Here is a 23,041-nt window from a genome sequence, read left to right as displayed (position 1 = left end):
GCGACTGCGGGCAACATCACTGCTTGGGTTTCAGCCCGTCTTGTTGTATCCTCCCGGACGGTCAGGCGCCCCACGCGCCTTGCATACCATACAAACCAAGGCTGGAACATATGCCCGCGAATATATTGATTCTCGACGACGAGAAAAACTACCTGCTCATTCTGGAATCCATTCTGGAGGACGAAGGGTACAACGTGACGACCCTTTCCGACCCGGAAATGGGACTGGCCTATCTCGAAGATTCCGAGGTGGATATCGTCCTGACCGACATGAAGATGCCCAAGCTCACCGGGCAGGATGTGTTGGCGCACTGCAAGAAGAACTATCCGCATATCCCTGTGTTGATCATGACCGCGTTCGGCTCCATTGAAGCGGCGGTCGAGGCCATGCGTATCGGGGCGTTTGACTACATTACCAAGCCCTTTGCCAACGAAGAGCTGCTTCTTTCCATTTCCAAGGCAAAGCAGTACGCCGCCACCCAGCAGGAAAATATTCGCCTGAAACAGGAAATCCGCGACCGCTACTCCAAGGGCAACATCATTGCCCGGGGCAAGGGCATGCAGCAGGTCATGGATATGGTGGACCGTGCCGCTCCGTCCAAATCCACGGTGCTCGTTCTCGGTGAATCCGGAACAGGTAAGGAGCTTATTGCCCGGGCGATCCATAATGCCTCGCCCCGACGCGACGAGCCGTTCGTGACGGTCAACTGCATGGCGCTGAATCCCGGTGTGCTCGAATCCGAACTGTTCGGTCATGAAAAAGGCTCGTTCACCGGTGCCACGGCCATGCGCAAGGGACGCTTTGAACAGGCCAACAAAGGCACGCTCTTTCTCGACGAGATCGGCGAGCTGACCCCGGAATTGCAGGTCAAGCTGCTGCGCGTGTTGCAGGAGCACCAGATCGAGCGCGTGGGTGGAGCCGAGACCTTTGATGTGGATATCCGTATCGTGGCCGCCACCAACAAGAATCTTCAGGAGGCCGTGAGCAAGGGCGAGTTCCGCGAAGACCTGTTCTACCGCCTCAATGTTGTCTCCATCTTCATGCCGCCACTGCGGGAACGGCGCGAGGACATCCCGCTGCTGGCCGCCCACTTTCTCGATAAGTATTCGCGAGAGAACCAGGTGGAAATATCCGGCTTTTCCTCTTCAGCCATGGACTACCTCACCGCCTATGAGTGGCCGGGTAATGTCCGTCAGCTCGAAAATGTCGTGGAGCGGTGTACCGTTTTGACTCGGGGTGATATCATCAAGGCCGATGACCTGCCTCCCGAGATCAAGGACGAGGAAGCACAGTTCAAGTCTGCCGTCGACCTGCTCCCATCCAAGCTCAATCTTGCCGAGACCATGGACAAGATCGAAGGGGCGCTGGTCAAGCGGGCTTTGGTCCAGTCCGAGTTCGTGCAGGTCAAGGCGGCTGAAATGCTGGGACTTTCCAAGTCCAACCTTCAGTATAAATTGAAAAAATATGAACTGGCAGGGAAGGCAAAGTAATGTTTCTGCTCGACGCACCCTATGTTTCCGATCTGATGCTCAAGACCGTTGAACGGCTCAAGCAGCCTGTTCTGGATATCCCCGGCGCCCGTAAATTCACCGAGGGAAGGGATATCGAACTTGTCGATAATATCGAGTTTGCCGCCCGTCTGGCCGTGGGGCAGCGGGTGCTTTCCAATTCGGAAAACGCCCTGGCCCATATCTTTGATTGTGGCTGTTACGACGAGCTGGTGAAGCAGATCGACATCTGCAAGGACAAGGCGTTGTTCCGCGAGACCGTTACCGACCTCCACCCCGAGTATGCTTTCAAGCGTGTTCGCCCCGAAGATATGGATACCATTGATATCAGCGACATGCCGGTGCCTTTCGTGGTCAAACCGGCGCGTGGCTTTTTCAGCCTCGGGGTGCATGTGGTCAACGACCATGCCCAGTGGCCGGAGGTCGTGCAGACCATTCGTGACGAGCGGGAAAAGATGAACGCCGAGTACCCCGAGGCCGTGGTCAATGCGGGCGAGTTCCTGATCGAAGAAGGGATTGAGGGCGACGAGTACGCCATTGATGTCTACTACGATGAGAACGGCGAGCCGGTGATCACCAATATCCTCTTCCACCACTTTGTGAGTGACGATGATATCTCGGACCGCCTGTACTATACGTCCACACGCATCATCCGTAACTGGCTGGAGCCGTTCACCGAATATACGGCGCAACTGGTCAAGGTCTGCGGATTCCGCAACTTCCCCATGCACCTTGAAGTGCGCGTAGACGAGCAGGGGCATATCCAGCCCATCGAAGCCAATCCGCTGCGCTTTGCCGGTTGGTGCGTGGCCGATATCACCATCCACGCCTGGGGCTTCAATCCGTATGAATATTTCTTTGAGAACAAACGCCCGGACTGGTCCACTCTGCTGGCCGAGCACAAGGGGGAAGTGACCGTCATGGTTATCGGTGACGTTCCTCCGGGTATGGACAAGTCGTCCATTGCCTCGGTTGATTACGATGGATTCCAATCGATGTTTTCCAACGTGTTGGAATTGCGTAAGATTGATTATTCTGAGTATCCGGTGTTCGGTTTTGCCTTTGCCCGGATGGATCAGGATTCGCTGCAGGAATTGAAGCAGACACTGACCACGGACTTCGCACGCTTCCTGACCACGAAATAGTCGCAGTCCTCAAGCGGAGAACCGGCGTCAGACCGTTGTGCCAAATGGGCTGTCGGGGCTTGGGTCCGGATCAACCGGCCTGCATGTGCGCCTGCTGTCTGCGCAGCCATTCCTTGGCCCGGTCAGCGGCTTCATCCCGTTGATCCTGCGTCATGAGCGGCGAGACCTGCCCTAACAGGTAGTTGCCCTTGGGGTGCCCCTGGCTCCCGGCAATGGCGAACCACTTGCACGCTTCCACGATATCCGGCTCGCGCCCGAGGCCGTTCAGGAGAATCTCGCCCAGCGTCACCTGTGCGTCGAGAAACCCGCCGTTGGCAGCGAGCTTCAACCAGTACATCCCTTCACCGGCATTTTGCGGCATGAATTTGCCGGTCAGGTTGGCTACGGCCAGATTGAACTGACTCATGGCATCCCCGTTGCTGGCAGCGCGGCGCATCCAGTAGAGGAAGAGTTGTGTGTCGGGCTGGACGCCGATGCCCTTGCCGTAAGCCATGGACATCACACCCTGGGCTTCGGCCAGTTCCTGCTCTGCGGCAGAACGGACCATGGCAAGGCCTTTGTCCATATCCTGCGGCACCTCCTGCCCGCCCATGAGCATGAGGCCATAGGTTAGTTGGGCGTATGGGTTGCCGCTATTGGCCGATTCCATCATCCAGTGGATACCCTGATCCGTGCTCTGTTCGACTCCATCACCTTCAAAATACATGCGGGCCAGCTCGTACTGGGCATCCGCATCACCGGCGTGGGCATCGTGTCGGAGTGCCGCGCCCAGCTCGGGCAGGGCAAAGGCGACGCAAAGAACCGGAACAGTCAGGAGAAAGACAACAGCGGCGAAGGATCGGGAGATGGACATCGGTTGTGCCTCCGGTGGTTAGTGCATGCCAACGGCAGGCAGGGCGAGACCGATGGAAAGGATCATGATGGAAAGAGGGAAAACAACGGCGAAAAATGAACGGGCAATAGTCATGCGTAACGTCTCCTCCGAGCTGGTTTATCCTGTTACCACTCTATGGGCAGCTTGACCTTCTGTCCTGCTTTGTTGGTGAAGAAGACGTGGCCGTGTTCCCGGCCATACAGGTAGACATCACGCGTGACCTCCACATCCTGACGACAATACTCGGTGATGAGATCGAGTCGTCCTTCCTTCCACCACTTCAGCGCCTGCAACCCATCTGCGGATTTTCCCACATCGAGTGTAGCCTGAGCTATATTATCCAGCTTAAGACGGTACCCCAAGCGGTTGTTTACTTCAACCAGCAGATCCAGATTGGGCAGTCCCCGGAAATTGAAAGGGTGCAGACCGCCCAGTACGGCATAGTCGAATTTGACATGATTGAATCCGATGACCAGATCGAACCGTTGCAGATGCGCGACCAGATCATCCATCTGATCCTGTTCGTAATCGTGCATGGTCCCGTCTTCGGAATCATACAGGCAGGCAATGGAAACGCCCATTCTGTCGGCCCGATTCCAACCGCCGACTTCATCTGCGGAGTAGCGGGTTTCGATGTCCAGCACCCCGTAACGCTTCGGGGCGGGCCTGCGCATGTCTATACCGGGAAGATTCACGTCAATATCCTTTGGTTCGATGGATTTGGGGTCGCCGCTGACAATGGCTTCCAACACGAATTGGGCGGCCCGCTTGTCAATGGGGCGGTTGCCGGACCCGCACTTGGGCGAATGGACGCATGACGGGCATCCGAATTCGCACTCGCACACTTCAATAGTTCGCAGTGTGGTCTTGACCAGCTCATCGGCCTTGTCAAAAGCCTGGCGGGTCAACCCTGCGCCGCCGGGCATGCCATCGTAAATGAAAACAGCGGGTCCATCCACCTGCGGATGCATGGGAGTGGATATGCCGCCCAGATCGTTGCGGTCGGTCATGACCAGCAGCGGCAGCATGCCGATGGCCGCATGTTCGAAGGCGTGGATACCGCCCATGAAGTGCATGAATTCATCTTCGCAGCGCCGCCGTACATCATGCCCGATTTCAAACCAGACGCCCTCGGTCTCAAAGACCAGCGGGGGGAGGTCCAGCGGCGTGATGCCCAGCAGTTTGCCGCCGCGCACCGAGCGTTTTTCATAGCCGGTGATCTGTTCGGTGACCTTGAGCCGGCCGAAATAGACCCGCGTGCCGAAGCACGTCTTTTGCCCGAGAACTTCGAGGATGTCGGTGTTCTTGTTGGCGCGGGGTTTGGTGTAATAGCCCACCCGCTGCTTCTGGCTCCGAACCGTCTTGCTGCCAAGATCAAGATCGGTGACCACGTACGTCTGGCCCCGGTGCAGATAAACGGCTCCGGGATGCGCTTCGCGAAAGGCGCGGTGTTCATCGATGGTGCCGATGACCGGTGCCTTGTCAGCGCCATTGGTGTTGTCTTCGATGTGCATGGATTGACCGGCGCCGCGCAGGTCCACGTCGCGGTGTGGCCGCTTGCGGTGGGAAACGATCTCCGTGGGATGGCCGGGCAGTTCGTTGACGACCTCAAAGAGATGGCCCAACCCGACCAGCTCTTCCACCCGGTGGGATACCGCTTCCTCCTGAAGAAATGTCTCGTTGCGTCGAAGGGTCAACTCGGCTGCCGCACAAATAAGATGGCGATCCATGATCACAGGGTTATGCGGATTGAGCATGGCCGATTCGGGCGGACGGGAAAAAAAATCGTCGGGATTGCGCATGAAATATTGGTCCAGCGCATCTTCCTGGGCAATGAGCGCGACCACCGATTCCTGCTGGCTGCGCCCCACGCGACCGCCCCGTTGCTGCGTGGCCATGACCGAGCCGGGGTAGCCGACCATGATGCAGACATCGAGGCCGCCGATATCGATACCCAGCTCCAGTGCGGAGGTGGAGATGACCGCGAGCAACTCGCCGTCCGCCATCTTCATTTCGATTTCCCGCCGTTCCTCCGGCAGAAATCCGGCACGGTATGCGGAGATTTTCGACTTGAACTGGCCGCTGCGCTCGGTGGCCCACATGGCAATGAGTTCGGTCAGCTTACGGGACTGGCAATAGACGATGGTTCGCAGGTTTCGGGCCAGCGCTGCCTGTAGCAACTGTATGGCTGCCTGAGCCGGTGATCCCTCGGGATTAAGAAAGACCATGTGCCGCCCGCCACGGGCTGCCCCGGATTCCAATATGGGGTGGACCTCAAGCCCGGTGAGCATGTGGCACAGCTCCACGGGGTTGCCGATGGTGGCCGAGCAGAAGATGAACGTGGGGCGTGCACCGTAATATTCGCACAGCCGGAGCAGACGTCGGAAAACCATGGCCATGTGCGATCCCATGACACCGCGGTATGTGTGTACTTCATCCACAACGATGTGTGTCAGCCCGGACAGAAATTCAGCCCACGAGGCATGGTGGGGCAGCATGGAAAGGTGCACCATCTCCGGGTTGGACATGATCACATTGGGCGGTGAATTGCGGATTTTCTTGCGGAAATGGGGGGTGGTGTCGCCGTCATAGATGGCAGCGGTGGGACGTCGCTCCTCCGGCAGCAGGGCGGCAAGCTCCTTGAACCCTTTAAGCTGATCCTGGGCCAGCGCTTTGAGCGGGAACAGATAGAGCGCCTTGGCCTCGGGGTCGGCCAGGCAGTGTTCCATGACCGGCAGGTTGTACGTGTACGTCTTGCCGCTGGCCGTGGGGGTTGCCACCACCACATGTCGACCTGCACGGATATAATCGGCTGCTTCGGCCTGATGGGCGTAGAGCGTTTCGACACCCATGAGCGACAGGGCGCCCGAAAGGGCGGCAGGCCATGGGCGACGGGGTTCGCCGAACCGGGAGTCGGCACCCTCAATAAGACGATGATGGGCCACCTGACGGCCCATGGTTTCGCTTTCGAGCAGGGCGTTTACGTATTGATCAACGGGATTGTCCACAGCGAGGCATGGTAGTACGGCGGCTTCCGGTAGGCAATATAATTGTCTTGTATGAAATCCACCCGCTATGTAAGGGGCAGGGAGAGACATAACCAAACAGGCAATCTCCGCATTGCAGAGAAAAATGGAAAAAAGACCGCATATACTTGTCGTAGATGACTCCAAATCCGTTCGGTTCGCATTGCAGACCCATCTGACCGAGGCCGGTTTCGACGTGACTTTGGCCGTTGATGGTGAAGACGGCATGTCCCGTGCCATTGATGACGACTTTGATCTGGTCATCACAGACATTGATATGCCGAAGATGGACGGCTTCGAGCTGTGCTCCCGACTCAAGAAGGAGTATAAAACAGCGGGTGTCCCCATCATCATTCTCTCTTCCAGGGATTCGGATGAAAGCGTTGAGCAGGGTTTTCGCGTCGGGGCTGATGCCTATCTGGCCAAAGGCGGGGACATAAAGGGCAATATTGAGCGCATCAAGGACATCCTCAATGCGCGCTCCTTCCTCACCGGAAGCCGGGTTCTTGTGGTGGACGATTCCTCCAGTGTACGCCTGTTCCTTTCATCAGGGCTGACCGAGGAAGGGTTCGTGGTCCGTACGGCCAATGATGGACAGGAAGCCCTTGCGATGGTCGAGGAGTTCGAGCCCCACCTGATCATCTCCGATCTGATGATGCCGAACATGGACGGAGCCGAGCTCTGCCGTCGGCTCAAGAAGGATGATCAGCACAAGAAGATCCCGATCATCATCATGTCATCACTGGGCGACAAGCCAATCATGCGGCGGTTGATACGTGAAGGTGCAGCCACTTTTCTGATCAAGCCGTTTACGGTGACGCAGCTTTCCATAGTTATTGAGGAAATATTTTCCTCTAATTTCCGCCTGCTCATGGAAGAGCAGGAACGGTTGCGCATGGAGCACCAGTTGACGCTGGCTGCAATCGCCAGTCTGGTGCAGGCATTGGAAGCTCGTGATCCGGTTACTCGCGGACACTCCGAGCGTGTGGCGCAGGTCGCTGTCGGCATTGGCGAGGAAATGGGCTTCGAGCCGAGTGAACTGGAAAGATTGCTACTTGTCGGCCGACTGCATGATCTCGGAAAGATCGGCGTGCGTGATGATGTGCTGCTCAAAAAAGGGTCGCTCGACGATGTGGAATACGCACACGTGAAGCTGCATTCCAATGTGGTGGCTGATATCCTGCGCCCAATCAAGAGCCTGCATGATGTTCTGGAAGTGATCTTGTTCCACCACGAGCGGTGGGACGGCAAAGGGTATCCGAAGGGACTCAAGGGCGAGGACATCCCACTCAAGGCCCGGATTGTCGCTGTTGCCGACGTCTATGAAGCCGTTACCTCCGAGCGCCCCTATCGGGACTCCGTACCCAGAGGCGTGGCCGTCGACATCATCACCGAGGAGCGCGGCCGCCAGTTGTGCCCGACCTGCGTGGATGCATTCCTGAAGTGGTTTGAGCGGACCGGCGGCGAGATCGTAGTCCCCGAGGAGTATCAGCAACGCCCCAGTGCGTAGTCACCCTCTATTGTTTACCGGATGAGGCAAAATAAGGCGTATGTCTGCTTGCGCAGGTATACCCCTTCCGATATCCTGTCCGGTATGCGTATACTCAAGTTCTTCAAATCCCACCATACCATGTCGTTTTTCATCTATGGCGGCGCGGCCTGTCTGCTGGCTGCGGCGCTCTGGCTTGCTTACCAATACGTGGAGCCAGCGCCGCCGAGCAAGGTGACCATCGCATCAGGTGGACCAACTGGCGCGTATTATGGATATGCTCGAGAATACGCCGCTTTTTTTGCCAAGCACGGCATCGAGCTTGAGGTGGTCGAGAGCAAAGGGTCCATAGACAACCTTGATCTATTGGCCGACCCGGACAATCCGGTGGATGCGGCGTTCGTTCAGGGTGGTGTCAGCACGCCGGAACAGTATCCTGACCTGCGCAGTCTCGGCTCGCTCTATTATGAGCCGCTGTGGATTTTCCATCGGAGCAATGTTTCCTTTACAATGCTCAATGACCTCAAAGGAATGCGGGTCGCCATCGGCGCAGAGGGAAGCGGCACCAACCATGTGGTCAAGAAGCTGCTGGCCCAGAACGGTATCACTGAAGACAACGCGACACTCATCGAAAAAGGGGCTGGCAGCGCGGTATCCGACATGCTCAACGATCAGGTGGATGTGGTCTTCTTTTTCTCCGGGGTGGGGTCCGGGGTTATCGATTCCCTGCGTGACTCCGGCGGGGTGATTCGGCTGTTCTCGGTGGAGCGAAGCCCAGCGTATGTTCGGTCCCACCGCTACTTGCAGCATCTGGTACTCCCTGAAGGAGCATTGGATATCGCCACCAATCTGCCGGATCGTGACGTGAACATGCTCGCGCCTTCGGCCAACCTCGTGGTGAACAAGGACCTCCATCCCGCCATCAGCTACCTGTTCTTGTTGGCTGCGAAGGAAATCCATAATGATGGTGATATCTTTGCCATGCCCGGCACTCAGCCGAACAATAAAAGCACCATCTTCCCGCTGACGGAAGAGGCCGAGAACTATTACAAGTCCGGGCCGCCGCTGCTCATGCGCTACATGCCGTACACCTGGGCCGTGAATTTTGAGCGCCTCAAGATCATGCTTATCCCGCTGCTGACCCTGCTGTTCCCGCTCTTCAAAATCACGCCCCCGGCGTATCGCTGGCAGATTCGCCGCCGCATCTTCAAGTGGTACAAGGACCTTAAGGAGTTTGACCTGAAAGCCTATGACATCGAGACAGCCGAGGAAGCGCTGGCCATGCGCGAGGAGCTTGATGAATTGGGCCGGGCGGTCATGGATACATCCGTTCCCCTCTCCTATCTCGATTACATCTACTCGCTGAAAATCCACATCAGGATGATTCAGGATCGGCTGGATGAAGTGATCAAGGCGCAGCTCCCATTGGAGCGTGCTGTCGGTGATTCGGTTTCCGAAACGAAGAGCAGCGCGTCCTAAGTTTTCCCCTACTGACCAGAACAGAAAAACGGCCCGTGCAATTGCTGCACGGGCCGTTCTTTTGTGATCGTTTGTGGTGGCTTAGATCTTGTTCTTGGTCACGTAATCCTTGACGAAAGTCTCGGCTTCGTCGAGGTCGTTGACCGAACCGGCAATCTGCGCCTTGAGCAACTCGTCGCGGATCATGCCGATAACCGGACCCGGCTTGAGCTGGGTCAGCTCCATGATCTGGTTGCCGTCGAGCAGTGGTTCGATTTCGTTGTCCGGGATGTTGGCGCGTTCAGCCATCTTGAGGTTGTGATTGAACTCACGCCAGGAGCCGTCGCGGGCCTTGATATCCGCTTTGACCATTTCCATGATGCGCGGGTACTCGTCCAGGGAGCGCAACCGGCGGATGCCCTTGTCGGTGAGCATGAAGTGCGGGCGCATGTGGTTCTGGACCAGTTCGCAGATCAGGTCGATATCCTGCTCCTCGAAGCGCAGACGCTTGAGGATGCGGCGTGTGGCTTTGGCGCCAACACGGTGGTGCTGCAGGAAGTTCCACTTGCCATCGTAATATTCGGCGGTGAGGAGCTTGCCGACATCGTGGAGCAGACAGGCGACGGTGCCTTTCCAGTCGTAGGGTAGCTCTTCAGGGTAGGCCTTCATGACGTCGAGGGTGTGCTGGAACACGGTCTCCTCTTCGTTGGTCTCGGGATTCTTGATCTGCTTGACCCGTGACAGCGCGGCAACCTCGGGGATGAGGCCGTGCAGCAGCATGGAGTCGAACAGCAGTTCAAAGAAGCGGTACATTGCTTCGGCCTCGACCTTGTGCCACTCGTCGAGAAATTCGGCCATGGGAACGAATTCCAGAATGTGACCGGCATTGCGAACAATGGCGGCCCAGGAGTTGGCGTCGATTTCCTTGTCGAAGTTGGCGGAAAAGCGCATGGCGCGGTAGGCGAGGGAGTAGTCTTTCTTGAGGGCCTGGTCCGGGTCGCCCTTGAAGCGGATCTTGCCTTCGGCGAAATCCGAGAAATCAGCGTAGGTTTCTTTTGCCTTGGGGATGAACGGGCAGACCGACGACAGCGGGATGTCGCCGCGCAGCTCAAGGCGTTTGAGCAGGCGGGGCGTCATGGTGGATACGGCTTCCGAAATGTAGGAGGCATCGTCCACATCGGCCGCATAGAAGTAGAAGGTGGTGCCGCTTTCGACCAGTGTGCCGATGGTACCCTTGTCGTTGGATGGTTCAAGGTTGGGGAAGTACTTCTGCAACTCGGTAAGACCGGCGTCCGTGCAGATATCAAGTTCCTTTTCATCACCGGATTCGTCCAACGTCAAAGCCTGAAGCCGGACATTGACCACGTAGGCGTCAAAGCCGTTTCGCATGATGGTTTTACAAAAACCGACAGCGTCTTTAAAGGGCTGGCTCATATCTCTCCTTAACTCTATGTAATACTAGCGCGATTGTTTTTATTCACATGCCGAGGCTCCCCCGGCACTGCAATGCCCGCTCTTATACAATCTTTTTCCCCTGAATGAAATGGGTTTTTACCCGTCCTTTCAGGTTGGAACCCTTGAGCGGGGTGTTTTTTCCCTTGGAGTGCATGGACTCCGAGCATACGGTCCACTCCTCGGACTCGTCAAACAGGAAGAAGTCGGCGGGATCGCCCGGCTGGAATGTGTTCACCGGCAGATTGAAAATCGAGCACGGCGCTGTGGTCCAGGCGCGGGTGAAGGCTTCCTTTTTCAGCTTGCCGTCGCGAACCAACTGCCATGTGACGGAAAGGGCGGTGTCCAGCCCGGAAATGCCGCAGGGAGCCACATCGAACTCTGTTTCCTTCTCGAATGCGGCGTGCGGGGCGTGGTCGGTGGCAAAGCAATCCATGGTCCCGTCATTGAGGGCGTCCAGCAGCGCCTGCTGATCGTCAGGGGTTCGCAGGGGCGGATTGACCTTGGCGTTGGTATCGTACTCGGTGGCCTCGTTTTCGAGGTAGTCTTCGGTCAGAATCAGATAGTGTGGCGCGGTTTCAGCCGTAACCTTGACGCCACGCTCCTTGGCGGCGCGGATGAAGTCCACGGACTTTCTGCATGAAATGTGGGCCAGATGGATGGGGATGTCGAGATATTCGGCCAGAAGGACATCGCGTGCCACCTGCAGTGCTTCGGCCATGTCGGGCTGGGCAGGAAGTCCCAGTCGGCTGGAAACAGCGCCCTCGTTCACTCCGGCAGCCACTCCCATGTAGGGGTCTTCGCAGTGGTCGATGACAACGCGATCCCAGTCGGAGGCGTACTCCATGGCGCGGCGGAACAGCTCGGTTGATTTGACCGGCACACCGTCGTTGGAAAAGGCGGCGCATCCGGCTTCGGCCAGCTCGGCCATGGGGGCCAGTTCTTCGCCTTTCAATCCCTTGGTCAGGGCGCCGATGGGGAAAAGACGGGGGCCGTCGGGCCAGAACTTCTCGGCCTGTTCGAGCATCAGTCGGGTCACGGCCGTGTCGTCATTGACCGGCTTGGTGTTGGCCATGCACAGGATATTGGAAAATCCGCCCCAGGCGGCAGCCCGCAGACCGGATTCCACATCTTCCTTGTACTCGAATCCCGGTTCGCGCAGATGAACGTGAACATCGGTCATGGAGGCCATCACGGTCAGCCCGAAAGCTTCTTCAACGGTGGCATCTCCTGCGTCCAGTTCCTTGGCGGCGGGTTTTACTTCTGCGATTTTTCCATCAGCAACGAAGATATCCACTTCCTTGCCGTCCAACTGTGCTCTGCGAACTATCAAATCCATCTTCGCCATGGTTTCCTCCATGTGTGGCCTTGGGCCATATTACGCCTTTGCTTGTGCATGGTGCCGGTTACGGGCGGGCGTGATTGTCAATGAGTAGTGTAACCCGGATGCGCTTGCGTCTTTATGATTTTTCGATCGTCAACGAAGTTATTCGTCGCCCTTCCGCGTCATGTACAGGAAGAGCAATGCCATACGGACGACAACGCCGCTGGCTACCTGATCGAGCACCAGCGAATCGGCGCAGTCGGCCAGATCGGACGAGATTTCCACGCCGCGGTTCATGGGACCGGGGTGCATGATCTTAACGTCGGGATTGGCAAGGTCGATATGGCGCGGGCCAAGTCCGTAAGTCCGTGCGTATTCGCGAAGATCCGGCAGCAGGCCGTCTTTTTGCCGCTCAAGCTGCAGGCGCAGACACATGATGGCGTCAACCCCTTTTGAGGCTTCGTTCAGGTCGGAGTAGACTTCGACCGGCCAGGTTTTGACACCGTGGGGCAGCAGGGTACGCGGTGCGCACAGGCGGACCTTGGCCCCGAGTTTGTTCAGCAGGATGACGTTGGAGCGGGCCACGCGGGAGTGGGCCACGTCGCCGAGAATGAGGATGGTCTTTCCGGCCAGATCGCCCCATTCCTGATGCAGGGTGAAGGAATCGAGAAGGGCCTGCGTGGGGTGAGCGTGGCGGCCGTCACCGGCGTTGATGATGGAACAGTCCAGTCGATCGGCAAGGAAGCGGGCTGCACCGGAACACCAATGGCGGATGACGATGGCATCCGGGGCCATGGCCTGGAGAGTCAGGGCCGTGTCCTTGAGCGTTTCCCCTTTGGTCAGGCTGGAGGAGCTTTTCGCCAGTGAAAAGGTGTCGGCCGAAAGCCGTTTTCCTGCAACGTCGAAACTCGTTTTCGTGCGCGTGCTCGGCTCGGCGAAAAAGAGGATGACGCTGCGTCCCTTGAGGGTTGGTACTTTTTTGACGGGGCGTTCCTGCAACTCCTGAAACCGTCCGGCAGTCTCGAAGATTGCCATAACCTCGGACTGGGAGAGCTGGGAAACGTCCAGCAAATCTTTGTGTAGCCATTTCATGTTGATGCTTCCTCCAACAAACTAGAAAAGCTGGGATATTGTATCAGGAACCGTGGCGAAAACAGCTCGCTTCCCCGGTTCCAGTGTGCCTAGATATTGCCCTGCGCCCAGAATGTTGGCCGGGTTTCGGGTCACCATGGCGAGCAGTTGCTCAAATGAAAGCTCGCCATCAAAATTCTTTTTAAGATACACCGCCTCGTTCCACAGGTCGAGGTCGTAGTTGGATGCCAGTGAGTCGGTGCCCAGACACAGGGGAGTGCCGGAGGCAAGCCACTTTTCCCAGGGCGCCCGTCCTACGCCGATGTATTCGTTGGAGCGCGGACAGAGGCAGACCGTGGCACCGGAGTCGCGCACGGTTTGAATGTCTTCATCCGTGACCTTCACGCAGTGGACGGCAAGGGTTGTTTCGTCGAGCAGCCCGAGTTCGGCTGCCTGCTCCACCGGCCGTTTTTGTGGGGCGACAAAGTCCAGCAGTCTGCCGCGGGCCTGTAGGAGGTCGAGAAACTCGCTTTCCCTGTCGGCCATGATCGCGACTTCTTCGTCATGTTCGGCAAGGTGGATGGAGAAGGGGATGGAGCGCTGGGTCGCCTCGGCCTTTGCAGCGCGCAGTACATCGCGGTGGGTCGTATACAGTGAATGCCCTGCAACTGAGAGCAGGCCGTTTTCATATTCACCTTTGGGGATGAATGTCTTTTTCGGGATGGTTTCGCCGATGGCCTCCACAAAGACCGCGAAAAAAAGGCCGGAAGCTTCAAGCACTCCGGCCATCTGTTTGGCGAATCGGGTGGCTATATCGCCAACCATTACGGTCCCGCTTCGTTTCAGCTCATCGACTGCCTTGTCCAACTCATCCTCGTCGAGATCAAAGATGGGTTGCTGGAGCAAATTCTCCACCCAGGTGACAAAGCCTGCCCCTTGGGGGCATTTGCCGCGTAGGTGAGCCAGTTCGAGGTGGGAGTGGGCGTTGATCAACCCCGGAGTGAGGGTGATATCGCCAAGGTCGGTGATGGTGCCGGAAAAAGAGGGGGCGAGGTCGCGGTAGGTGCCGACCTCCCGGATAATGCCCTGATGGGCGATGATGGCTGCGTCTTCGATAACGGGCGCATCGGGGGTCATGGTCGCGGCTTTGGCCGCACGAAACAATTCAGGCATTCGCTGTTCTCTGCTTCTCTCGTAGGAGACATATTTAGAGGTAACGTGTCCGCGCACGGACTGAGAGTGGTAAATAGCGGTTTTTCGGGTCACGGTCCAGCCCTTTTCCGGGGCAGAAAGAGGGGAAGCGACCACCATTGCTCGAAATGATGATCGCTTCCACATGGTTGGGGAGGAGTGTTGTTTTCAATTAATAGTCGCTTCCTGCCGGGAGGGCTTTGGGAGCTGCACAATCCATGGAGTTGAGTGAGTCACCGCAATTGAAGAACGCCATCATCTGATTCAGCGATTCGGCTTGGGCTGCCAATTCTTCTGATGTGGATGCGACTTCCTCTGAGGCCGACGCCGTGGTCTGCGTTGCGGTTTCCACCTGGGAAACGGCACTGCCGATCTGTTTGATGGCAATATCCTGTTCTTCGCACGTGGCGTTGATGGAATCGATCAGTTCCGAGGTCTTTTCTATTTCGAGACCTCTGCACGGCAAATCCCACACTTTTACTCTTTAACTATTTGATTTATTATGCTATTATTTCTCCATCCAAAGGAGGAAGGCATGGCTATTCGGCAGAAAGGACCTCGGTTGGGTGATTACTTCCTGGGGCACCGCAGAACCAAGACCACATTTCTGGATGAGATCAACGAACTCATCGACTGGCAGCCCATCAACGCCTTTCTGTGCAAGAAGATCAGGCGCAAGGCCAACGCCGTGGGCAATCCCGCCTATCCGCCTCTGGCGATGTTCAAGATTCTGCTCTTGCAGCGTTGGTACAACCTGAGTGATCCGGGCGTGGAGCAGGCGCTGCTCGACCGGCTCTCCTTTGTCAGATTTACCGGTTTTTCCATCGAGGACGACGTGCCGGACGAGACCACCATATGCCGTTTCCGTAACGGTTTGATCCGCCTGAAGGTGCTGGACTCCTTGCTCGACATGCTTAACCGCCAGCTTGAAGGACAAGGGCTTCTTGTCCGTGAGGGAGCCGTGGTGGACGCCTCGGTAGTCGAGTCGCAGCGGCGGCCGCGCAAGGTTATCGACGTGATGCCTGAGGACCGTTCCGAGGACGCCGAAGAACAGGATGGGCCGGTGGACTGCCGGGTCAGCTATTCGGATGACGAGGAGGCGGCCTGGCTCCGCAAGAGAAATCGGGCCTATTACGGCTACAAGCTCCATGCCGCGACGGACAGTCGAGACGGGTTTCTGCTCTGTGGTCACATCACTCCCGCGAACCATTCGGACACGGGCGAATTCGAGCGGCTCGTGAATGGCGTCGGCCTTGATCCCGGCGCACGGGTTTATGCGGACAAGGGCTATTGCAGCGGGAAGAACCGGGACATTCTGTTTGATCGCGATTTGGAGGACGGAACCATGGACAAGACGCCTCGTGGCGGCAGGCTGACAGACTTCGAAAAGACCCGCAACCGTGACATCAGCAGCATTCGGCAAATAGTCGAGCGGGCCTTCGGCACACTCAAACGTGGCTACGCATTCTTTCGGTCCCGATACGTGGGTCGTGAGAAGGTGGAGGGAGAGTTCCACATCCTCGCCATGGCGTTCAATTTGAAAAAAGCTGTTCGACTGGCGCGAGCCTGAAGGGAGAGGTGCGTCCAAAATCCGGCATTTCGGCCAGAAATGGCAGGAAAAGGCCGGGAATGAGCCCAAGCTGGGGTGCGGTCAGAACATCAAATTGGGTGCGGAGCGCAAGGCACGGACGCGAAAAGGGGATGCGCAGAGGTCTCATTTCAGGTACCAGCTCGTCGAGCATGGTCACTGCCCGGTCGGCCACGGTGACGGTGGAGGTGGAAAGCTCGCTGATCTCTGCTGCGGCTGTTCCGCTTCGTTCCGCCAGCTTGCGAACTTCGGCGGCGACAACGGCAAATCCCTTACCATGTTCTCCGGCACGAGCGGCTTCGATGGCTGCGTTCAGTGCCAGCAGGTTGGTCTGCCGTGCGATTTCTTCGATGATCGTGATCCTGTCGGCAATTTCCTTCATGGCACCCACGGCTTCGGTGACCGCCTTGCCACTGTCACTGGCCTTGCCGGCCACACCATTGGCGATATTGGCGGTTTCCTGCGAACTGTCGGCGTTGCGGGCAATGGAAGAGGTCACCTGCACGATGGAAGCTGAAAGCTCCTCAATGGATGCAGCCTGCTCGGTGGCCCCTTGCGAAAGGGATTCTGCCGATCCGGAAAGCTGTTCACTGCCCGAGGCAACATTGTCGATGACCCCGTTGATATTGAACACGACCTCGCGCAAGCGCAGGATCATCTCGCTCATGGCACCGAGCATCCTGCCTGTCTCATCGCTGCCCGGGCTGTCGATGTCTGAGCTGAGATCGCCGTCAGCCAGCTTGCGGGAAGCCTGTACGGCAACGTTGAGGGGCTTGGTTATGATCTTGGAAAGGAAAACGCCGATGACCAGAGCCAGAACAAGGGCAATACCAATGCTTGCATATAAAGCAATTCGTGACTGCTCCTTCATGGTGTTCATGTTTTCTCTGGCTGCCATTTCCACAGTCGTGATCCGATCTCCCAGCTCTCTGCCGCCTTCCTTGGTCTCGTTGTCGTTCACTTCGACTCGGTTCATGACATCTATATAGTTGCGGTGGGCCTTCATCACCCCGGAAGCACCGGTCTGGAATATCTCGTCGTGGGTGTCGTCGAGTCGTGTCATCAACTCCCGCAGTTCAGGGACATTGAGCGGCTGTACGACTTCGCTTTGAAACATGCCGCCCTTGTCCAGAGTTGTTATGATTTCATCGAACTCCTTGACGGTAGCGAGATAGCGTTCCTCCACTGCATCAGCGGTATCCATCGATTCTGCCTGGACGAACTCTTCGAGGGCAATGCGTGCCCGGTTGATGTTGAACCGGATATTGTTGACCATGTCGATCCAGGAAACTTCGACAGAAAGAATATCGAATGCATCCTCGCCGTTGTTGAGGCGCGTATCCATGCGTTGGTTGGTGGCTTCGTTGAATTCTTCCGTCAGGTTGATGACCGTCCTGAAGGCCTCTTCCATCGTTTGCATAGCTGATTCACGGTTCTTTTCAGACTCAAATGATTCCAGCTTGAGTTCGTGGACTCGACGAACCAATGCTTCGAAATCCGTTCCGTAGAACTTGTTTATTTCGGGAATGTCTTTTCGGATTGCCGGGTCTTCCGTTGCCACGATAGTTTTTTTATCATCGCTGAATCCGTTCATGATGGCGTCGGCCAGCATATCGAATTCTTTCACGGAACGAGCATGTTTAGCCCAGCCCTGATCTAGCTGATCTTTGTCTTCAGCTTCGGAAAGTTCGGTCACATACTGCATGTCTTTTCGCACGGACATGCCCATGTCCAATGCCGCTTCAACGACGGAAGAACTCCCCGACATCTTTCTTAGAGACAGGTCCACAAAGAAACCGGCAGCCAGAAAAATGATAATGATCAAGGCGAATCCGCTGACTATTTTGACTCCAATTGGAATGTCTGCCAATCGCATGGAAAATCCTCCCAGCAAAGTTGAAATACAGATTGCTTATAGTGGAAGGAAATATAGCTCCATTGAACTGTTACCTATATTATAATAATCAGATTCTGTAAGCGTATTGAGTTCCAGGCAGAAAACGTAAGAGGGTTGACTCTGGTTTGCGGCTGGACAAATGGGATATGGGGTGCCACCGTTTTGAGTCGGAGCCATGCCGCTGAGGACGTGGATGGCTTGGGTGGACAGGGTGATCCGATGTCGGATCAATGCTCTTTACGGAGTAAAAATCGTTCTGTTTCCACATAACGAATGCTTTGTCTGGTGATGCCCATTGCCGCGTAGGACGCCTTCAGTTCACCTGCATTACCAAATAATTCACCCTGATACCTGCGGGGTACTTCCATGTATCCAGGTGCGCCCCCTAAACAATCCAACTGGCTGCGGATGATTGACTGGAGCGCCAATGCGCGCGCGGATTGGCCGAGGGCCGGGTGCTGAGGACCGGCCAGAACATGTTCGGACAGGGCAGGCTCCGGTGGAAGTCCCAATCGGATGACCCGAACATGGTGCCCCCAGAAAGTGAGAAGCGCCTCGGCAAGCTCCTCCTTGGTTCTCTCCAGTTCCCATGGCGTGAAATCACCTCGTCGCCACATGGTTGCCAGCGGGGTGCCGTCGATGACCTGACAAGGGTAGACACGGGCTATTTCGGGTTTGAGGGTCGCAGCGATGTGCGCATCCTCTTGAAACACCCCTTCACGATCGCCCGGCAGTCCGGGCAGAAGCTGAATGCCGAGGGCCATGTTACCGGCCTTGACCAGTTCACATCCTTTGCGGGCCGTTTCGCCCGAATATCCCCGGCCGGAAGCCTGCAGTACAGCATCGTCAAATGACTGGACGCCCAGTTCGATCATGTCGAGACCGGCTTTTCGTAACGTGTGGATGGTCTTTTCGTCGATGCAGTCAGGCCGCGTGGAGCAGCGAACACGGGTGATCAGGCCGATGTTGCGGAAATGTGTGGCCGCCTCAAGAAAACGCATGGCCCACGGAGCAGGCAGGGCTGTGAATGTGCCACCGTAGAAGGCGAGTTCATATGGTCCCTTCCCTTGTTCCGCGGCCTCGGCCAGTTCGCGGTTCATGGACTCCAGCATCGCGCCAAGCTCTGTTTCCATCTGTCCGGTCTGCTTGTCCTGCGCACAAAAAACACAACGATACGGACATCCGGCAAACGGCAGGAAAACCGGCCAGATGCGAGTGGTCGCGGGTTTTGGCTCCGGGTGATGGAAAGTAACAGTATCGTGCATGGGCTCCTCGGGCGCTTGATGGAGTACATTTACCCCAAGGTCGCATTGTCGCCAAGTTCCGTTTGTTGTCGGTGCCAATCCTCAACTGGATTCTGCTTTACGTGAATAACGAGTGGAGAAACGAGTTGGTTAAATTAGTCCAAAGCGTGAGCCGGTATTATGTTCGCTCCATGTGACGTATCGTCTGCTCCGAACGTGCTAGTGCTTCCAGAAAGTTCGTGCACATCCTTTGAAGTTGCTCAAAGTAGTATCGATATCCCGCAGCCTGTTGGAGCGGATCGTCGGAGAATGCCATGGCGTGGAAGTGGTCATTACGAAATATTCTGGATCGCTCCAACAGGAAGGTGGTGTTGTTGGCATCCAGTTTTTCTCGGATTGCGGCCCCTTTGAGGGCCAGCCCCACGGTTTCATCCTGCAACAATTCCTTTGCGAAATGGTTGAGTCCAGCCCAGTGGGCGATTCCCTTTTTCACATAATCATCCACTGTGGTTCGATCGATACGGGGTGGTTCCGATTGGAACAGCGAGGCGATGACCTGATTGACCGGTTCGCCGTTGATGGCTGGTTTCGGGTCGTAGGTTATGCCTCTGCCGTAAAGGATGCTTTTCTTGGAAGTGTTGATGCATTCGATTCCCGACAGGCGTATCTCTTCGGTTAGCCACAGCGCTGCATCGCGGAAATTCAGGGTGGTATAGAGCGTGTGTCCGTGAGGAGTGGAGACAGGATACAGTTGCGGGCTTTTATGGATAAGAGGGCGGTTGCAGATGGAATCCGTGTGGTTAGTGGTTCCCTTGGCGTAAGCTAGTCTCCATGGGTCACGGGAGGCGAGCTGGGCTCCCACGATGACACAACACGTACACCCCATGTGTCGGGCCAGTGAAAAAGCCGTGGAGATCACGGAGCCATGGTTGTCCAGAGTGGGACGTTCGCCAAAAGTGTCGGGCTTGTGGTCGTCCATGATAAACTTCTTGCCAAAGAGTCCGCGCCCGAGGTCGGACAGGCAGTGTCCCACGAGGATGGTACCTGGAAGGGGCGGGACATGCTGGAAAACGTTCCCAGAATCGAGTGACGTATCATTGATGACCGTGAAGTGCGGGCGAATACCCGCTTCAGCCAGTGGCTTGAGGGCGTTGTTCACACAGATGACCACCGCCCGACTCCGGTTGGCGCGGATATAGTCGAATGCGTCGGGAAGCTCTGGTCCGGCTGCGACAAGGATGGCCGTTTGTCCGTCAAAGACGTTTTCCAGTGCCGAAATGTCAGGACTGGTGAGATAATCTGGGATATTTTCGTAAAGGTGCAACTGCTGGTCGTACGTCAGCCCCCGCTTGATGGTCCGTAAGGGGCGCGAGAAGAGGTACTTTTGGCCGCAGATGGGGTGGACTGCATGCCGAAAGTGAAGAATTTCGAGGTATTCTGTTAGTGATGTGGCCCACTGATCGTAGTGCGTGGCAATGCGTTTGGTCTGGAAAACAGCGGGTGGTCCCTGCTTGAACATGTTCGCAGGGAGGCTGTCCTGAAGGGAGGGGGAGAGAGTGAATGGATCACCGGAAAAAATGAACCCACTGTGTGCAGCCAGAAGAGCTGGTGGTACGGTCTCCAGAAATTTTGCCAGCACGACCTCGTCAGGTTCGAAGATCAGTGTGATCGTTTCTGGATTTTCAAGGCTGCGTCGAAGTTGCGGTGTATCTGAAGCGCCGAGCAGACAGATGCATCGGGTGCGGCCCATGGCTTCTTCCATGGTCATGGATTCAGGCAGCAACTCGTATGCGGGCAGGGTGCGGTCGGCAAATGGGTACTGGAAGTTGTGATTCTGGTACCGGAGAAGTTGGTGATGGGTCCGGTAGTCATGGGAGTCCGTAGTGGTGGCGCCGTCCGTTGATGCGGGGATGGAGTCACCCCGGCACAGGAGTCCGAGTTCGACCAGGGTGGAGAGTTTGCTGTTATCCATGTGGTTGTGTGGTGTTGGTTGCTCGATTGACGCCCGGGTTCGGAGGACTGTTCGTGAAAATGGCCTTCAACAACACGATTGTCAAGGTGGGCTGGGTAAATCCCGTTGTTTGGAGGTTGCCGGGGGGGCGGTATTGTCGTATTGAGACGCCATGAAAATCGGTGTTTTGCAACTCAACCCCACAGTGGGAGATCTCACAGGCAATGCGGCACGCATCCGGGCTGCCTATGAAGAGGCCGTGGATGGTGGTGCCGAGCTATGCGTCACCTCGGAACTGGCCCTGACAGGGTATCCGCCCAGAGACCTTCTGCTCTATGCGGGATTCGTGGAAAAGGCTGCCGAGACAGCAAAGGAACTGGCCGCATCCGTCGGTGATGTCCCGCTGCTGCTGGGCGGTGTGGTAAAAAATGAGACTGGCCACGGTAAGCCGGTTTTCAACTGCGCCTTTCTCTGTCGCAAAGGTGCAGTGGATCAGATCATACGAAAAAGCCTGCTGCCGACTTACGATGTCTTTGACGAAGCGCGATACTTTGAACCGGCTCCTGCGGGTGCTGCTGACACCAACCTCATCAAGGTGGGTGACAGGAAAATCGGAGTAACCATCTGCGAGGACGCCTGGAACGACAAGGACTATTGGGATACACGGGCGTATACGCACGATCCCCTTGAAGCCATTGCGGCACACAAACCGGATTATATCGTCAATTTGTCGGCTTCACCTCTTTTTCTGGGAAAACAGGGGTTGCGCGAGGACATGCTCGGTGCTGTAGCCAGAAAATATTCGACCCCGCTGGTGTACGTCAACCAGATGGGCGGTAACGATGACCTCGTCTTTGATGGGCGCTCCTGCGCTTTCGATTCTCGTGGTCAACTGACGGCCCGCGCCCCGGGATTTGACGAGGCGGTTGTGGTGGTCGATTGTGAAAGTCGCAATTCCGTGGCTGACGATGATTTTTCCCGCGAAGCGGAAACATGGCGGGCATTGGTGGTCGGTACCCGTGATTATGTCCACAAGTCGGGCTTTGAGAAAGCTGTCATCGGCTTGTCCGGCGGCATCGACTCGGCACTCACCGCTGTTGTCGCAGTGGAAGCGCTGGGGGCCGACAATGTGACCTGCGTGCTCATGCCTTCTCCGTATTCAAGTCAGGGGTCCATCGATGATTCCCTGCAACTGACGGAAAACCTTGGCATTGAAGCGATCACCCTGCCCATCGGGCCGATCATGGAGCAATTTTTCGAGACCTTGGCCGAGCCGTTTGCCGGTCTGGCCCCGGACACCACCGAGGAAAACATCCAGTCCCGTATTCGGGGCAATCTGCTCATGGCGCTTTCCAACAAGACCCGGGCCCTGCTGCTGACAACAGGGAACAAGAGTGAACTGGCCGTGGGGTATTGCACCATTTATGGTGACATGTCCGGTGGTTTTGCCGTGATTTCCGATGTTGACAAGACCGGCGTTTTTGCCCTGTCCCGCTGGTACAACGAGCATGTCGGGCCGAATATTCCCGAGGCGATCATCACCAAGCCGCCATCTGCTGAATTGCGTCCGGATCAGAAGGACGAGGATTCCCTGCCGCCGTACGAGGTGCTGGATGGCATCCTTGCCCTGCATATCGAGCGGCACATGTCCCAGCGCGAGATCGTGGCTGCCGGATATGACGCATCCACAGTGGAGTATGTGCTGGGACTGGTCCGGTTTGCCGAATTCAAGCGCCGTCAGGCCGCACCGGGCATCAAACTGACCCCCCGTTCCTTCGGCACTGGCTGGCGCATGCCCCTTGCCTGCAAACGAGACCTGTAGT

Annotated in this window: 16 protein-coding genes; 6 read left to right on the top strand and 10 right to left on the bottom strand. The window is 56.6% G+C overall.

Annotated features, from left to right (window positions below):
• Window positions 1–110 precede the first annotated feature (110 nt).
• Window positions 111–1,490, top strand: coding sequence for a sigma-54-dependent transcriptional regulator (locus DPRO_RS08715; protein WP_097011696.1), 1,380 nt, complete (start codon window positions 111–113; stop codon window positions 1,488–1,490).
• The gene (locus DPRO_RS08710) at window positions 1,490–2,653 is read left to right on the top strand and encodes an ATP-grasp domain-containing protein (RefSeq protein ID WP_097011695.1); all 1,164 of its coding nucleotides are present in this window, start codon (window positions 1,490–1,492) and stop codon (window positions 2,651–2,653) included. Before DPRO_RS08715 ends, DPRO_RS08710 begins: the two co-directional genes overlap by 1 nt.
• A gap of 70 nt (window positions 2,654–2,723) precedes the next feature.
• Here DPRO_RS08710 and DPRO_RS08705 read toward each other — a convergent pair whose 3' ends face one another.
• Window positions 2,724–3,506: a tetratricopeptide repeat protein gene (locus tag DPRO_RS08705; protein WP_097011694.1), complete on the bottom strand. Its 783-nt coding sequence runs from the start codon at window positions 3,504–3,506 to the stop codon at window positions 2,724–2,726.
• A gap of 146 nt (window positions 3,507–3,652) precedes the next feature.
• Window positions 3,653–6,484, bottom strand: a complete 2,832-nt coding sequence (locus tag DPRO_RS08700; RefSeq protein ID WP_407681406.1) for a DEAD/DEAH box helicase — start codon at window positions 6,482–6,484, stop codon at window positions 3,653–3,655.
• 175 nt (window positions 6,485–6,659) lie between these two features.
• Here DPRO_RS08700 and DPRO_RS08695 point away from each other — a divergent pair, with 175 nt between their 5' ends.
• On the top strand, window positions 6,660–8,063 hold the full coding sequence (locus DPRO_RS08695; protein ID WP_097011692.1) for a response regulator: 1,404 nt from the start codon (window positions 6,660–6,662) through the stop codon (window positions 8,061–8,063).
• Between the two features lie 84 nt (window positions 8,064–8,147).
• Window positions 8,148–9,521, top strand: coding sequence for a TAXI family TRAP transporter solute-binding subunit (locus tag DPRO_RS08690; protein WP_162291166.1), 1,374 nt, complete (start codon window positions 8,148–8,150; stop codon window positions 9,519–9,521).
• An 81-nt stretch (window positions 9,522–9,602) separates the two neighbouring features.
• Here the strand turns inward: DPRO_RS08690 and DPRO_RS08685 are convergent, their stop codons facing one another.
• The 5 genes from DPRO_RS08685 to DPRO_RS08665 form a co-directional block, all read right to left on the bottom strand.
• A complete protein-coding gene (locus DPRO_RS08685; protein WP_097011690.1) occupies window positions 9,603–10,934 on the bottom strand; it encodes an HD domain-containing protein in 1,332 nt (443 codons plus the stop codon).
• An 82-nt stretch (window positions 10,935–11,016) separates the two neighbouring features.
• The gene (locus tag DPRO_RS08680) at window positions 11,017–12,300 is read right to left on the bottom strand and encodes a dihydroorotase (protein ID WP_097011689.1); all 1,284 of its coding nucleotides are present in this window, start codon (window positions 12,298–12,300) and stop codon (window positions 11,017–11,019) included.
• Window positions 12,301–12,438: 138 nt separating this feature from the next.
• Entirely contained in the window at window positions 12,439–13,368 is a 930-nt protein-coding gene (locus DPRO_RS08675; RefSeq protein ID WP_097011688.1) for an aspartate carbamoyltransferase catalytic subunit, read from the bottom strand.
• 21 nt (window positions 13,369–13,389) lie between these two features.
• A complete protein-coding gene (locus tag DPRO_RS08670; protein WP_232005755.1) occupies window positions 13,390–14,685 on the bottom strand; it encodes an amidohydrolase family protein in 1,296 nt (431 codons plus the stop codon).
• A gap of 25 nt (window positions 14,686–14,710) precedes the next feature.
• Window positions 14,711–15,013 (bottom strand): hypothetical protein, encoded by a 303-nt coding sequence (locus DPRO_RS08665; RefSeq protein ID WP_097011686.1) that lies wholly within the window; start codon window positions 15,011–15,013, stop codon window positions 14,711–14,713.
• A 27-nt stretch (window positions 15,014–15,040) separates the two neighbouring features.
• Between DPRO_RS08665 and DPRO_RS08660 the strand changes: the two genes are divergently transcribed.
• Window positions 15,041–16,108, top strand: a complete 1,068-nt coding sequence (locus tag DPRO_RS08660) for an IS5 family transposase (protein WP_097010253.1) — start codon at window positions 15,041–15,043, stop codon at window positions 16,106–16,108.
• On the opposite strand, the gene DPRO_RS20625 is transcribed toward DPRO_RS08660, so the two are convergent.
• The 3 genes from DPRO_RS20625 to DPRO_RS08645 form a co-directional block, all read right to left on the bottom strand.
• Window positions 16,071–18,002 (bottom strand): methyl-accepting chemotaxis protein, encoded by a 1,932-nt coding sequence (locus DPRO_RS20625; RefSeq protein ID WP_269459710.1) that lies wholly within the window; start codon window positions 18,000–18,002, stop codon window positions 16,071–16,073. The genes DPRO_RS08660 and DPRO_RS20625 overlap by 38 nt on opposite strands.
• A 248-nt stretch (window positions 18,003–18,250) precedes the next feature.
• Window positions 18,251–19,288 carry an elongator complex protein 3 gene (locus DPRO_RS08650; RefSeq protein ID WP_097011685.1) on the bottom strand — a complete coding sequence of 346 codons (1,038 nt, stop codon included), beginning with the start codon at window positions 19,286–19,288 and terminating at the stop codon, window positions 18,251–18,253.
• Window positions 19,289–19,445: 157 nt separating this feature from the next.
• Window positions 19,446–21,239, bottom strand: a complete 1,794-nt coding sequence (locus DPRO_RS08645) for a 6-hydroxymethylpterin diphosphokinase MptE-like protein (RefSeq protein ID WP_097011684.1) — start codon at window positions 21,237–21,239, stop codon at window positions 19,446–19,448.
• A 151-nt stretch (window positions 21,240–21,390) separates the two neighbouring features.
• On the opposite strand from DPRO_RS08645, the gene DPRO_RS08640 reads away from it, so the two are divergent.
• Entirely contained in the window at window positions 21,391–23,040 is a 1,650-nt protein-coding gene (locus tag DPRO_RS08640) for an NAD+ synthase (RefSeq protein ID WP_097011683.1), read from the top strand.
• Window position 23,041 lies beyond the last annotated feature (1 nt).

The organism is Pseudodesulfovibrio profundus (assembly GCF_900217235.1).
GTDB classification, from domain to species: Bacteria; Desulfobacterota; Desulfovibrionia; order Desulfovibrionales; family Desulfovibrionaceae; genus Pseudodesulfovibrio; species Pseudodesulfovibrio profundus.
This window is presented reverse-complemented; position numbering and strand designations above follow the sequence as displayed.

What these genes read in the sequence shown, in the direction of transcription:
- DPRO_RS08675 (WP_097011688.1), bottom strand. Translation starts at nt 13,368, where the DNA reads ATGAAATGGCTACACAAAGATTTGCTGGACGTTTCCCAGCTCTCCCAG.
- DPRO_RS08650 (WP_097011685.1), bottom strand. Translation starts at nt 19,288, where the DNA reads ATGCACGATACTGTTACTTTCCATCACCCGGAGCCAAAACCCGCGACC.
- DPRO_RS08680 (WP_097011689.1), bottom strand. Translation starts at nt 12,300, where the DNA reads ATGGCGAAGATGGATTTGATAGTTCGCAGAGCACAGTTGGACGGCAAG.
- DPRO_RS08705 (WP_097011694.1), bottom strand. Translation starts at nt 3,506, where the DNA reads ATGTCCATCTCCCGATCCTTCGCCGCTGTTGTCTTTCTCCTGACTGTT.
- DPRO_RS08710 (WP_097011695.1), top strand. Translation starts at nt 1,490, where the DNA reads ATGTTTCTGCTCGACGCACCCTATGTTTCCGATCTGATGCTCAAGACC.
- DPRO_RS08640 (WP_097011683.1), top strand. Translation starts at nt 21,391, where the DNA reads ATGAAAATCGGTGTTTTGCAACTCAACCCCACAGTGGGAGATCTCACA.
- DPRO_RS08670 (WP_232005755.1), bottom strand. Translation starts at nt 14,685, where the DNA reads ATGTGGAAGCGATCATCATTTCGAGCAATGGTGGTCGCTTCCCCTCTT.
- DPRO_RS08690 (WP_162291166.1), top strand. Translation starts at nt 8,148, where the DNA reads ATGCGTATACTCAAGTTCTTCAAATCCCACCATACCATGTCGTTTTTC.
- DPRO_RS08695 (WP_097011692.1), top strand. Translation starts at nt 6,660, where the DNA reads ATGGAAAAAAGACCGCATATACTTGTCGTAGATGACTCCAAATCCGTT.
- DPRO_RS08715 (WP_097011696.1), top strand. Translation starts at nt 111, where the DNA reads ATGCCCGCGAATATATTGATTCTCGACGACGAGAAAAACTACCTGCTC.
- DPRO_RS08700 (WP_407681406.1), bottom strand. Translation starts at nt 6,484, where the DNA reads ATGGGCCGTCAGGTGGCCCATCATCGTCTTATTGAGGGTGCCGACTCC.
- DPRO_RS20625 (WP_269459710.1), bottom strand. Translation starts at nt 18,002, where the DNA reads ATGCGATTGGCAGACATTCCAATTGGAGTCAAAATAGTCAGCGGATTC.
- DPRO_RS08645 (WP_097011684.1), bottom strand. Translation starts at nt 21,239, where the DNA reads ATGGATAACAGCAAACTCTCCACCCTGGTCGAACTCGGACTCCTGTGC.
- DPRO_RS08685 (WP_097011690.1), bottom strand. Translation starts at nt 10,934, where the DNA reads ATGAGCCAGCCCTTTAAAGACGCTGTCGGTTTTTGTAAAACCATCATG.
- DPRO_RS08660 (WP_097010253.1), top strand. Translation starts at nt 15,041, where the DNA reads ATGCTATTATTTCTCCATCCAAAGGAGGAAGGCATGGCTATTCGGCAG.